Below are 12,764 nucleotides of genomic sequence, written 5' to 3'. Positions count from 1 at the left end.
TGCTCTTCTTGGGTGCTGAGGGAAGTCTCCGGCGGTTCAAGTCAGCAGTCGCAGGGTGCATGCAGATCTTCTCCCTGCGACTGAAATGCTGAATAGACAGACGGCGTTGCTTCCTTTCCTAGCACATGAGGAGTGTGCCGCAAGCAGGTGCAAGTAATCCCCGTGAACTAGGCTCGCACGGCCCTGGCGCCGGGGAGCAGCTTCTTGATCTGGGTCCAGAGCGGGGAAATCACATAGCCCACGACCGGGATCGCGACTGCACCCACAACCAGGCCGGCAATGGCATAGCCAAGTGTTTCCACCACCCAGCCGACCACGCCGCCAAGGGACGCGGCCGCGCCCACCGCTGCGTCGTGGATCAGGTCGCCCACTCCGTGCAGCCCGAAATCGTGCACCCCATGCACGATGATGCTGCCGCCCACCCAGATCATGGCAGCAGTGCCGACAATGGTCAGGCCGGTCATGAAATAGGGCATGCCCTTGACGATTGCGCGCCCGATAGCCCGAGTGAAGCTGCCGCCGCGCTGGGCCATCCAGAGGCCAGCATCGTCGGCTTTCACGATCAGCGCGACCGCACCATAAACGGCAGCCGTGATCCCGACGGCCACCAGGAAAAGCACGATGGCCTGGGTGACAAAGCTTTCGCCTGGCAGTTCGGCCAGGGCAATCGCCATGATCTCAGCGGACAAGATGAAATCGGTCTTGATGGCGCTGCCGACCTTGGTGTCTTCCATTGTGGTGGGGCTAAGGGCCACCGGTTCCAGCCCGGTTTCGTGGGCATGGGCGGCTTTGGGGGCCATCAAATGCCAGATTTTTTCGGCGCCTTCATAGCAAAGATAGGCGCCGCCCAGCATCAGCAGGGGCGTGATGGCCCAGGGCAGGAAGGTCCCCAGGATCAGGGCCGCCGGCAGCAGGAAGATCAGCTTGTTCTTGATCGAGCCGCCCGCGATCTTGCCCACGATCGGCAATTCGCGATCCGCGGTAAACCCGGTTAAATATTTGGGAGTGACTGCCGCATCGTCGATCACGGCGCCGCTGGCCTTGAGTCCGGCCTTCATCGCCATGCCCGCGACATCATCGAGTGACGCCGCCGCCACTTTGGCGATGCCGGCGATATCGTCGAGCAGACCGATTAAACCAACGCTCATTGCATGCGGCTCCTTTTGCGTAGTGGCTTGATGCCATCTCTTGCTGGCCAACTACAAAGCTCAACCGCGCGATACGTTGCCACCCGCGGCGCTTAGCAGCAGGCCCTCGGACCGAGCAAGGCAAGAACGCAGCCTTGGTCCACCCCCCAGGAGCGGCCCAGCCTCTTTTTGCGCGGACGCTTGACCAAATTAGCTCGAAGTGAAACCATCAGTCCGTAAGAACAACATATGTTCCGCTGTTGTGGAACATGGAGGGATTGGAATGAGGCATTTTGCTCTAGCATTGGCGACCAGCCTGGTTGCCCTGTGTTCCGCCAACGGTCTGGCCTATGCCCAGACGGCTGGCGGGATCGTGGATGTGGCAACCATCGGGGAGCCGCCAACGCTCGATCCGATGGCTTCGACAGCCGACTTGGTCGGCATTGTCAGCCAGCATATGTTCGAAACGCTCTACACCTTCGATGCCCAGTGGGGCACCACCCCATTGCTCGCCGCAGCAATGCCCGAAATTTCGGAAGACGGCACCGTTTATACCATCCCCCTGCGCACCGGCATCAAGTTCCACGACGACAGCGTCATGACCTCGGCCGATGTGGTCGCATCGCTTGAGCGCTGGATGAAGATTGCCACCCGCGGCAAGCAGGCGGCCGAAGTCATCACCGACATCGCCGCAACCGACGACGCCACGGTTACTATCACGCTAAGCAAGCCTTACGCTCCACTGCTGCCGCTCCTTGCGTTCAACAACGCGGCCGCAATCATCATTCCGGCGGCCAATGCCAGCCAGGACCCGCTCGAAAGCTTCATCGGCACCGGCCCCTACAAGCTCGAGCAGCGCGTTCCTGACCAGTATATCCAGCTCGTGCGCTTCGACGGCTACCAGTCGCTTGAAGGCGAGGGCAATGGCTATGGCGGTGCGCGGCACCAGTATCTCGACGAAATCCGCTTCGTGCCGGTCCCCGATCCCAACACGCGCATCGGCGCGGCAGTGGCTGGCCAGTACGACTATGTCGATCAGCTGCCGGTCGAGGCTTTCGACCAGATCAGCGGTGGCGCCACCGAACCGGTCGTTTTTGCGCCATTCGGCTGGCCCGTGTTCATGATGAACCATTCCGAAGGCCTCGCCTCCGACATCCGGGTGCGCAAGGCAATCCAGGCGGCGCTCGCGCCCGAGGACATGTTGTTTGCCGCCTTTGGTTCGGACGAGTTCTTCACCGCCGAGGGTGCCTGGTATCCCGAAGGCTATGCCTGGCATTCCGATGTTGGCACCGAAGCCTACAAGCCCATGGGCGACACCGAAACAGCCAAGGCCCTGCTGGCGGAAGCCGGCTATGATGGCTCCAAGCCGCTGCGCATCCTGACCAGCCGCCAGTATGAGTTCCACTACAAGATGGCACTGGTTGCCCAGTCTTACCTGGAAGCTGCCGGCTTCAAGGTGCAAATGGATGTAGTCGAGTGGGCGACGCTTACCACCAATCGCGCCGATCCGGCCCTTTGGGATGTCTACATCACCCACAGCCCGTTCCTGCCCGAGCCTTCGCTGATGGGCATCATGTCCGATACTGGCCCTGGCTGGTGGGTGAGCGACGCCAAGCACAAGGTTCTGGAAGCCTTCAATGCCGAAAGCGATCCGGCCAAGCGAGCCGAGCTGTTCGTCGAGGTCCAGAAGGTCATCTATGACGAAGTACCCGGCTACAAGGTCGGCAACTTCAATGCCCTGGCCGCACAGAACCCGGCTCTCGACGGCGTAACACCCGCCCCATGGCCCTATTTCTGGAATGCCTATCTGACCGAATAGGTCCCCATCCGGCTTCGTGCCGCCTGTCGCGTCTTCGGTCGCGGCAGGCCTTTTGTCCATCAGCTTCGACGGGGATTTTCCAGAGCATCATGATCCGCTCCGCACTCAATCGCATATTCGGCATGTTGGTCGTAATGGCGCTGGTGGTTACCATCGTGTTTGTCATTGTGCGCGTGACGCCCGGCGATCCCGCAGCCGTCATGCTCGGCCCCGACGCAACCGCAGCCGATATTGCCAGCTTGCGCCAGCGCCTTGGCCTTGATGCTTCCATTCCGCAGCAATTCATCAGCTATGTCGGGGGCGTACTGCGCGGCGATTTCGGACAGTCCATCTTCCTCAACATGCCGGTGACCACAGCGCTGATGCAGCGCGCGGAACCGACCTTTTTCCTGACGATATTTGCCCTGCTGATCGCGACCCTGATCGCCTTGCCCGTTGGCGTGCTGTCAGCCTATTGGCGTGGCTCGGTGTTTGACCAGGCAGCAACCGCACTTGCCATGTTTGCGGCCTCGGTCCCCAGCTTCTGGCTCGGGTTGATCTTCATGCAGGTTTTTGCCGTACAGCTGGGGTGGTTCGATACCTCCGGCTATGGCGGCCCTGGCGCCAGCTTTGGCGAACGGATGCATCACCTGGTGCTGCCCGCGACGACCCTTGGCCTGATCAGCTCGGCGCTGATCACCCGGTTCACCCGCGCCTCGATGCTCGATGTCCTAAACGATGATTATGTGCGCACCGCCCGCTCCAAGGGCATGAGCGAGTGGCGTGTCGTGGTCAAGCATGCGCTCAAGAACGCCCTGATCCCGATCCTGACCGTGATTGGCCTGACCGCAGCCCTGCTGATCTCGGGCGCTATCGTTACTGAAACCGTGTTCGGCCTGCCCGGCGTGGGCAGCCTCATTGTTTCGGCCGTGCTGCGCCGTGACTATCCCTTGATCCAGGGTGCCCTTCTGGTGGTGGCCGGGCTTTATGTCCTCGTCAATTTCATCATCGACATGCTCTACCTCCTCGTCGACCCTCGGGTGCGTTACTGATGGCTGCTGTTGCACAAAGCGGGTTTCGCGAACCCAATCTGCTGATGAAGATTGCCAGCCGCCCCACGGCGTTGGCGGGCTTGGTGATTATCGTCACCATGATCCTGCTGGCTTTGCTGGCGCCGGTTATTTCGCCCTATGACCCCGCGCAATTGTCAGTGCGCAACCGGCTGCAGCCACCGAGCTGGCTTCATCTGTTCGGCACCGACGATCTGGGTCGCGACATCCTTACCCGCGTGCTGTATTCGGGTCGCACCTCGATCGCGGTTGGCTTTGCCGTGGTGATTTTCGCCTCGGTGATCGGGGTGTTCCTGGGGCTGATGTCGGGCTTTTTCCGCAGGCTCGATACGCCAGTATCGCGCCTGATCGACGCTATGATGGCCTTTCCCGACATCCTGCTCGCCATTGCCCTGGTGGCGGCGCTGGGGGCGTCGGCGACCAATGTGGTGATCGCGCTCGGCGTGGTTTATGCCCCCCGGCTTGCTCGCGTCGTGCGTGCCTCGACTCTCGTGATCCGCGAACTGCCCTATGTGGAAGCGGCGCGGGCACTTGGCGTGCCAACGCATGTTACCCTCGTGCGCCACGTCCTGCGCAACGTCACCTCGCCCCTGCTGGTGCAGGCCACCTTCATCTTTGCCAATGCGATCCTTGCCGAAGCCGGGCTGTCGTTCCTGGGCGTCGGTATTTCACCCGATATCCCCACCTGGGGCACGATGATCTCCGTGGGCCGCCAATATCTGGAACAGGCCCCCTGGATCATGTGGTTCCCGGGCGGCGCCATCATCCTCACCGTACTTTCACTGCAACTCGTGGGCGACGGTCTGCGCGATTTTCTTGATCCGCGCCTCGCCAAGGATGTCTGATGTTCGATAACCGTTTCAAACCGCAAGCGCAGAACCTTTTGATCAAGGGTGCCAAGCCCGTCGGCTTCGCCCAGCCGGAACTGCCGCCGGTGCTCGATGTGCTGGTTGGCGCCGATGGGGCCATTCTCGATATCGGCGCGAGCCTGACCGCCGACAACGCCAAGACCGTTGCCGCGAACGGCGCCTTCATTTCACCTGGCTGGACCGATCTGCATGCCCATGTCTGGTATGGCGGCACCGATATCTCCATTCGCCCCGAACAGGGCGGCGCGGCGCGTGGCGTCACCACCATCGTCGATGCGGGATCGGCCGGCGAAGCCAATTTCCATGGCCTTCGCGAATTCATCATCGAGCCGGCGCGCGAGAACATCTACGCCTTTCTCAATCTCGGCTCGATCGGCCTCGTCGCCTGCAACCGCGTGACCGAGCTGCAGGACATGCGCTCGATCGATCTCGATCGCACCATCGCCGTGATCCGGGAAAACCGTGATGTCATCATTGGCATCAAGGTTCGCGCCAGCGCGGTGATCTCGGGCGGCTGGGACCTGGTGCCGCTCAAGCTGGCCAAAAAACTGAGCCGCGTGCTTGATCTGCCGGTAATGGTGCATGTCGGCGAGCCCCCTCCGCTTTATGATGACGTGCTGGGCCTGTTGAGCGAGGGCGACATCGTCACCCACTGCTTTAACGGCAAGCAGGGCGGCTCGATCATCGAGGACGATGATCTGTTCCGGCTGGCCGAAGACGCCGCCAAGCGCGGCATCATCCTCGATGTCGGCCATGGCGGCGCGTCGTTCTCGTTTGATGTCGGTAAGGCCGCGCTCGAGCGGGGTCTTTTGCCCAACACCATCTCGACGGACCTGCACAATCGCTCGCTCGATACCTCGGTCTGGGATCTCGCCACCACAATGAGCAAGCTGCTGTCGCTGGGCATGGGAATGGAGGACGTCGTTGTCGCCTCTTCCACCGCACCCAAGCGGGCGATCCGCAAGCCCGCGGACAATCTGCTGGTCAAGGGCAAGCCCGCCGAATTCACCCTGTTTGATCTAGTGGACGGTGATCTGGTGGTCACTGACAGCCAGGGCGCCAAGAGCACTCTGCATCAGACCTTTGAGCCACGTTACGCCATTCTGGGCGCCGAGGCCGTGGTTGCACATCGCCACCACCCGATTCCCGCCGGGGCGCCGGGCCACAAATGCCCCAGCTGCGGGTGGACTGCATGACGGGAACGCTGCCAGCAGACACCATCCTGTCGGTTCGTGACCTTCGGACCTGGTTCGAGAGCAAGCGCGCCACCGCCAAGGCGGTGGATGGCGTGACCTTCGATCTCAAGCGCGGCAAGACGCTCGCCGTGGTCGGGGAATCGGGCTCGGGCAAATCGGTCACAAGCCTGTCGATCATGGGCTTGCTGGCCAAGCCGGGACGCATTGCCGGTGGCGAGATCCTGTTCCGCGATCGCAAGGAGCAGGTGCACGATCTGGCGCGTTTCGCACCCAGCCAGTTTCGCGCCATGCGGGGCAGCGAAATCGCGATGATCTTCCAGGAGCCGATGACCTCGCTCAACCCGCTTTATACGGTGGGCGACCAGATCGGCGAGATGATCTCGCTCCATACCCGTCTGAGCCGCAGCGAGGCGCGGGCCAAGGCGCTCGAAATGCTCCAGCATGTGGAGATCCCCGATGCGGCGCGGCGCCTGGATGACTACCCGCACCAGATGTCGGGCGGCATGCGCCAGCGCGTGATGATCGCCATGGCGCTCAGCTGCGACCCCTCGCTGCTGATCGCCGACGAGCCGACCACCGCGCTCGACGTGACCATCCAGGCGCAGATCCTCGATCTCCTGCAGCGCCTGCAGGCGCAGTTCGGCATGTCGATCCTCTTCATCACCCACAATCTTGGTGTGGTAGCCGAGATCGCCCATGACGTCGTGGTCATGTATGGCGGGCGCGTGGTGGAACAAGCGCCAGTCAATGCGCTGTTCGCCCACCAAAAGCACCCCTACACCAAGGGACTGCTGGCCTGCACGCCCGATGCGACACGCGACCTGGGGCAGGACGGCGAGCGCCGGGCGCTGTATTCCATTCCCGGCTCGGTTCCCCCCATCACCAATCTGCCGCCAGGCTGTGCCTTCGAGCCGCGCTGCCCCATGGCCATCCCAGCCTGCCGAGCGGCCCTGCCGCCCTTGATCCCGGCAGGACCAGACACCTTCTCGCGCTGCATCAGGATCCATGAGCTATGATTGAGGCAGTCGATACCAAGCCCCTTCTGAGCCTGCGCGGGCTGACCAAGCATTTTGGCGGCCGCAACGGCCAGATCGTCCATGCCGTCGAAGATGTGAGCTTTGACATCGCGCGCGGCACCACCGTGGGTCTTGTCGGTGAAAGCGGCTCCGGGAAGACCACCGCCGGCCGCTCGATCCTGCGGCTGGTGGAGCCCACCAGCGGGCAGGCGATCTTTGATGGCACCGATATCTTTGCGCTCAAGCCCCGCGAGATGAAACACTGGCGCAAGCGCCTGCAGATCGTCTTCCAAGACCCCTATTCGAGCCTCAATCCGCGGTTGCGCATCGATGCCATCATCGGGGAAGCCCTTGATGCCCGCGGTTATCCGCGCGGGACCAAGCGGCGTGAACGCATTGCCGAATTGTTGACCCTGGTTGGCCTACCAGCCGATTATTCCCGGCGCTTTCCCCATGAATTTTCAGGCGGCCAGCGCCAGCGCATCGGCATTGCCCGCGCCCTGGCAGTTGAGCCCGATTTCATCGTTGCCGACGAGCCGGTTTCCGCGCTCGACGTTTCGGTGCAGGCGCAAGTGCTGAACCTGCTCAGCGAGTTGCAGCAGCGGCTTGGTCTGACCATGCTGTTCATTGCCCATGATCTAAGCGTCGTTGAATATCTCTGCGATGAAGTCGTGGTGATGTATCTCGGCCGGGTGATGGAGCGCGGCCCCTCGCGCCAGGTTTACGCCCATCCGCGCCATCCCTATACGCGGGCCTTGCTCGCGACCGCTCCCGTGCCCGATCCAACCCGCAAGCGCACCCATGTGCCCTTGCAGGGCGATATTCCTTCGCCGATCAACCCACCCTCGGGCTGTGTGTTCCGCACGCGTTGCCCCATGGCCATCGAGGCTTGCGCGCGGGTCGTTCCGCCCGTCGAGCATATCGGCGCCAATCATCACGTCGCCTGCATTCGCCACGGCGAGCTATAGTATTTGTTGGAGTTCCATTTATGAGCATTTCCGAGCTGGCCACGCGCCCGGATGCGTCCCCCTATGAGCGGCTCAAGGCGCTGGGGATCGTCTTGCCCGCAGCGCCCTCTCCGATCGCCAATTTCGTGACCCATGTGATCGATGGCAAGCTGTTGTTCCTGTCAGGGCAGGGGCCAACCGAGACCGACGGAACGCTCCACACCGGCAAGGTGGGCGCCGATGTTTCGGTTGATGCGGCCTATGCCCATGCCCGCCTTACCGGCATCAATCTGATTGCCGTGATGCAGGCGGCCCTGGGCGATCTGGGGCGCGTGCGCCGCATCGTCAAGCTGCTCGGCATGGTCAATGCGACGCCCGATTTCGAGGCCCATCCCGCTGTCATCAATGGCTGCTCGGATCTGATGATCGAAGTATTCGGCGAGCAAGGAGTGCATGCGCGCTCCGCCGTGGGCTTTGGCTCGCTGCCCAACCAGATCACCGTGGAAATCGAAGCCATCGTCGCCTTTGACTGAGCCGATCCGGCCCAACCCAATCGCTGCCGCATCAACCGGGCAGCCCATCAATCGAGAGTTATTTGCATGACACAGGATATTCGCAGCCAGCTGGGACTTCGTCCGGTGATCAACGTTTCGGGCACCATGACCTCCCTGGGCGCCTCGATCGTGGTTCCCCAAGCCGTGGATGCCATTACGCGCGTCCTCACCGAGTTCGTGGAAATGGGCGCCCTGCATCGGCGCGCCAGCGACGCCATCGCCGATCTGACGGGTGCCGAGGCCGGCTTTGTCACCGCTTCATGCTCGGCGGCGATCAGTCTCGCTGTAGCGGCCGCGATTACGGGCGACAATCTCTGGGCGATCGAGCAGCTTCCCGATGCGGGCAGCCTCAAGAATGAAGTCCTGATCCAGACCGGCCATATGGTCAGCTATGGCGCGCCGGTGGAACAGGCCATTCGCATCGCCGGCGGCAAGGTGGTGCCGGTCGGCCAGGCCACCAGCGCCCACGGCTATCAGCTTGAAGGCGCCATCACCGAGCGGACTGTTGCTGCGGTGTTTGTTGTGTCGCACCACGTGGTCGATTACGCGCAGATCCCGCTCAAGACCTTCGCCGAGATTTGCCATGCCCGCGGCGTCAAGGTGATCGTCGATGCGGCATCCGAATACGACCTGCGCAAGTTCCTGGCCGATGGCGCCGATGTGGTGCTGTACTCGGGTCACAAGTTCCTGGGTGGGCCGACCTCGGGTATCTGCGCCGGCGACAAGGAATTCATCCGCAACATCTACCTGCAGAACCGCGGCATCGGCCGGGGCATGAAGGTGGGCAAGGAAGGCATTGCCGGCGTCATCGCGGCTCTGGAAGCCTGGAAAGTGCGCGACCACGACGGCATCCGCGCGCGCGAACAGGCCGCACTCGATCTCTGGCTTGAAACCCTGGCCGACAAGGCGGGCGTAACCGCCATCATCGTGCCCGATCCCACCGACAATCCGCTGGACCGGCTGAAGGTGACGATCAATCCAGAACTGGCACGCATCACCGCCTGGGACCTTGCCCGCGCCCTAGCAACCGGGCCGCGCCCCATCATCGTGCGCGACCACGAAGCCGAGCATGGGCACTTCTTCCTCGACCCGTGCAATCTGCACCCCAATGAAGAAACCGTCGTGGCCGAACGGCTGGTCGAAGAGCTCGAAGCGGCCCGCGGCTCCAATGAAATCATTGCCACGCCAATCCATGAACATTGGCGTGCGCAAGAGGCTGCTATATTGAAGTGGCTCGACTAAACGCCTAGACGGGCGGCACATCGGTTGAACGACGGGACAGAGTAGTGAGCGACATCCTTAGTGCAACTGAGCCGGTTCGCCGTACGCGCACCAGCGGCATCGATCGGGCGCTGCAGATCTTTGATCATCTGCAGCAGCTCGAACGATCCGCCACTGCCTACGAAATTGCGAGAGCGGTCGGTGCGCCGCTCTCGACCATTTATGCAATCATCGACGATCTCGTCGACAAGGATCTGCTGGACCGCGACAGCAACGGGCTGATCTGGTTTGGCCCGCGGATGTATCATTATGGCTTGAGCTATGCGCGCAGCCTCGATTTGCTGAGCGCGGCGACCCAGGAGATGCACGAACTGGCGCGGCTGTCGGGCGAGACGGTGCAGATCTGCGGCCGCGACCAGGACATGATGGTGGTGCTGGCCATGGAAGATGGCACTGGCCAGTTCAATGTCAGCTCTCGAGTGGGCTCGCGCAGCCCGCTCAACTGGACTGCTTCGGGCAGGCTGCTGGTCGGCCACCTGCCACGCGAGGAACTGCTGGGCATCTTCGCGCGCTCCGCCCGCGTGTCCCCGACCGGCCGGGCCGAAACCGACCCTGCGGTGCTCGCCGACAATGCCCATGAGGCGCTGGCGCAGGGCCTCTCCATCCAGGCCGGCGAGTCCGATTATGCCGTAGCCTGCATCGCCGCGCCCGTATTGGATCGGAGCGGTCACTGTCACGCCACCATGTCCATCGTGGTGCCCGAACACAAAGTGCAGCAAAAAGACCCCGATCTCATCGCCCTGGTGCGCGACAGCGCTCGCCGGGTGGAAAGCCGGTTGGGCTGGCTGCGCTGAAATTGCCGGGTATGGCGTGGCGGCCTACCCGGATGGCAGTTTCATCAACTCCCTCCACAAAACTACCTTGCCACGACACATAAGTCTGTGCTTATGTGTCGGACATGAGTGACGTGGATATCTTCAAGGTCCTGGCTGATCCGACCCGTCGTGGTGTGCTCGAGCGGCTTGCTGCCGCCGAGATGACGGCGACTGAACTGCGACAGGGCCTCGCGATATCCCAACCCGCCATGTCGCAGCACCTGGCAGTGCTGCGTCAGGCGGGTTTGATCAGCGAGCGGCGCGAAGGCCGTTTCGTCAACTACCGCGTTGAACCCGATGGTTTGGCGCCACTGCATCAATGGCTGGCTCGATATCGCGCCTTCTGGCCCGATCGCATCGAGTCCCTCAAGGATGTGCTCAAGGAGATGGACCAGTGAAGATCGATGCAGATGCCTTGGTGTTCGAATGCGCTCTTGAAGCTGCTCCCGAAAAGGTCTGGCGGGCGCTGACCATCCCGGTGTTGCTGGAGCGGTGGCTGCGCCCTGCGCCGGGCCTGGAGCTTTCAGTGGTCAACGCCGAGGAAAACCATACTCTCACCTATCGCTGGCGCGAGCAGGGGCAGGGGGCCGTCGTCGGGGCAGAGGAAAGCCTCGTGACCTTCGAGCTCACCCCAACCGATGAAGGGGGCACCTGGCTGACGCTGACCCACGCACCGGCGCTTGCCCCAGCCAGCGCCAACGACAATCGGCGCGGCCCCCTGATGCTGGCCGCCTGACCCAAGCCAAACAGCAGCTTTGAATGGAGATCGCCCATGCGCGACATGATGCAGCTCGTCCCTATGGTCGTGGAACAATCAAGCCGGGGCGAAAGATCATTTGATATTTACTCGCGCCTGCTGCGCGAGCGGATCATCTTCGTCAATGGCGAAGTCGAGGACAACATGGCTTCGCTGGTCTGCGCGCAGCTGCTCTTTCTTGAGGCGGAAAACCCCAAAAAGGAGATCTACCTCTACATCAACTCGCCCGGTGGGGCGGTGACCTCGGCCATGGCGATGTATGACACGATGCAGTTCATCAAGGCGCCGGTGGGAACGCTTTGCATGGGCATGGCGATGTCCGCGGGATCGTTCCTCTTGATGGCGGGCGCGCCGGGCAGCCGCATCTGCCTGCCCAATGCGTCGATCATGCTGCACCAGCCGAGCGGCGGCTTTCAGGGCAAGGTCACCGACATTCTCCTGCATGCCGAGGAAAGCATGCGCCTTAAGCGGCGGATGCATAATCTTTATGCCAAGCATTGCGGCCGCACCTATGAGGAAGTGGAGAAGGCCCTCGAACGCGACAATTTCATGACCCCCGAACAAGCCCGCGACTGGGGACTGGTAGATCATGTTTACCATGATCGCAGTGAAATCGAGGGCGGCGAAGCGCAGCCCTGAACCCAACATGTAGGGGGAACGCCCGGGGCCACCCCCTTGGGCACCCCTTCTTTCCTGCACTTTGGCGGGCCCGGCAGCGTGCTGCGCGGCGAGCGAGGATCGGAACCAGACCGGGCACGAGCGCATTGCCCGCAATAATGCCCGCCTACCCCAATGGGGTGGGCCCGCTCCGTCCGGTGTGACGGCGGCACGCCAAGAACCCGGCAAAGCCTTCCCGCCGCACCGACAGACATCAAGCCTAGATGTGCCGGCAAAGCCAAGCGCGTGGAGAGCACGAATGGCAAGAACAGACTCTCCCAACTGGATGCTTTCCGAAGCGCTTGAGGCGCTGGCCCGCGCCGAACGCATCCAATCCCAGTTCTTTCGCATCTCGACAGCGACGGCCGCGCGCGAGCCGCGCTGGGAACCGCCCATCGATGTGCTGGAAACCGAGCGCGAAGTTCTGGTCTTTGTGGCCTTGCCGGGTGTCGATCCTGAACAGGTGGAAGCCGGTATCGAAGATGGATCGCTGGTAGTGGCAGGCCGCCGGACCTTGCCGCCCGAACTGCGTGCGGCGGTGATCCATCGGCTGGAACTGCCGCAAGGGCGCTTTGAACGGCGCATTGCGCTGCCGCCTGGGCGTTATTCCGTGCGCCGCTTTGCCACCAATGGCTGCGTCGTGTTCAGCCTGACCAAGCTCGGGTGAGGAGATCGTG

Annotated in this window: 14 protein-coding genes; 13 read left to right on the top strand and 1 reads right to left on the bottom strand. The window is 62.4% G+C overall.

Features of this window, described 5'->3' with window-relative positions:
• Positions 1-167 precede the first annotated feature (167 nt).
• Positions 168-1,148, bottom strand: a complete 981-nt coding sequence (locus AC3YOG_RS02155) for a DUF808 domain-containing protein (protein WP_489933883.1) — start codon at positions 1,146-1,148, stop codon at positions 168-170.
• 262 nt (positions 1,149-1,410) lie between these two features.
• On the opposite strand from AC3YOG_RS02155, the gene AC3YOG_RS02150 reads away from it, so the two are divergent.
• From AC3YOG_RS02150 to AC3YOG_RS02090, 13 genes are all read left to right on the top strand, one after another.
• Complete coding sequence (locus AC3YOG_RS02150; RefSeq protein WP_127751823.1) at positions 1,411-2,946, top strand: ABC transporter substrate-binding protein; 1,536 nt, start codon at positions 1,411-1,413, stop codon at positions 2,944-2,946.
• Positions 2,947-3,035: 89 nt separating this feature from the next.
• On the top strand, positions 3,036-3,977 hold the full coding sequence (locus tag AC3YOG_RS02145; RefSeq protein WP_172122266.1) for an ABC transporter permease: 942 nt from the start codon (positions 3,036-3,038) through the stop codon (positions 3,975-3,977).
• Positions 3,977-4,840, top strand: coding sequence for an ABC transporter permease (locus AC3YOG_RS02140; protein WP_172122268.1), 864 nt, complete (start codon positions 3,977-3,979; stop codon positions 4,838-4,840). Before AC3YOG_RS02145 ends, AC3YOG_RS02140 begins: the two co-directional genes overlap by 1 nt.
• A complete protein-coding gene (locus AC3YOG_RS02135) occupies positions 4,840-6,060 on the top strand; it encodes an amidohydrolase/deacetylase family metallohydrolase (protein WP_489933882.1) in 1,221 nt (406 codons plus the stop codon). Before AC3YOG_RS02140 ends, AC3YOG_RS02135 begins: the two co-directional genes overlap by 1 nt.
• Positions 6,057-7,076, top strand: a complete 1,020-nt coding sequence (locus AC3YOG_RS02130; RefSeq protein ID WP_489933881.1) for an ABC transporter ATP-binding protein — start codon at positions 6,057-6,059, stop codon at positions 7,074-7,076. Before AC3YOG_RS02135 ends, AC3YOG_RS02130 begins: the two co-directional genes overlap by 4 nt.
• The gene (locus AC3YOG_RS02125; protein WP_489933880.1) at positions 7,073-8,044 is read left to right on the top strand and encodes an ABC transporter ATP-binding protein; all 972 of its coding nucleotides are present in this window, start codon (positions 7,073-7,075) and stop codon (positions 8,042-8,044) included. The genes AC3YOG_RS02130 and AC3YOG_RS02125 overlap by 4 nt, the downstream gene beginning before the upstream one ends.
• 20 nt (positions 8,045-8,064) lie before the next feature.
• Positions 8,065-8,556, top strand: coding sequence for a RidA family protein (locus AC3YOG_RS02120; RefSeq protein WP_127751828.1), 492 nt, complete (start codon positions 8,065-8,067; stop codon positions 8,554-8,556).
• 66 nt (positions 8,557-8,622) lie between these two features.
• A complete protein-coding gene (locus tag AC3YOG_RS02115) occupies positions 8,623-9,819 on the top strand; it encodes an aminotransferase class V-fold PLP-dependent enzyme (protein ID WP_489933879.1) in 1,197 nt (398 codons plus the stop codon).
• 44 nt (positions 9,820-9,863) lie between these two features.
• On the top strand, positions 9,864-10,652 hold the full coding sequence (locus tag AC3YOG_RS02110; protein ID WP_127751830.1) for an IclR family transcriptional regulator: 789 nt from the start codon (positions 9,864-9,866) through the stop codon (positions 10,650-10,652).
• A gap of 104 nt (positions 10,653-10,756) precedes the next feature.
• The gene (locus AC3YOG_RS02105; protein ID WP_127751831.1) at positions 10,757-11,071 is read left to right on the top strand and encodes an ArsR/SmtB family transcription factor; all 315 of its coding nucleotides are present in this window, start codon (positions 10,757-10,759) and stop codon (positions 11,069-11,071) included.
• Complete coding sequence (locus tag AC3YOG_RS02100) at positions 11,068-11,409, top strand: SRPBCC family protein (protein WP_164854704.1); 342 nt, start codon at positions 11,068-11,070, stop codon at positions 11,407-11,409. The genes AC3YOG_RS02105 and AC3YOG_RS02100 overlap by 4 nt, the downstream gene beginning before the upstream one ends.
• Before the next feature lie 36 nt (positions 11,410-11,445).
• Positions 11,446-12,069 carry an ATP-dependent Clp protease proteolytic subunit gene (locus AC3YOG_RS02095; RefSeq protein WP_127751833.1) on the top strand — a complete coding sequence of 208 codons (624 nt, stop codon included), beginning with the start codon at positions 11,446-11,448 and terminating at the stop codon, positions 12,067-12,069.
• A gap of 277 nt (positions 12,070-12,346) precedes the next feature.
• Positions 12,347-12,754, top strand: a complete 408-nt coding sequence (locus AC3YOG_RS02090; RefSeq protein WP_248305214.1) for an Hsp20/alpha crystallin family protein — start codon at positions 12,347-12,349, stop codon at positions 12,752-12,754.
• The last annotated feature ends 10 nt before the right edge of the window (positions 12,755-12,764 follow it).

The sequence above is a fragment of the Devosia sp. Z6_126 genome, from assembly GCF_058133495.1.
The sequence above is the reverse complement of the archived record's forward strand: the minus strand, read 5'-3'. Positions and strand labels throughout refer to the sequence as shown.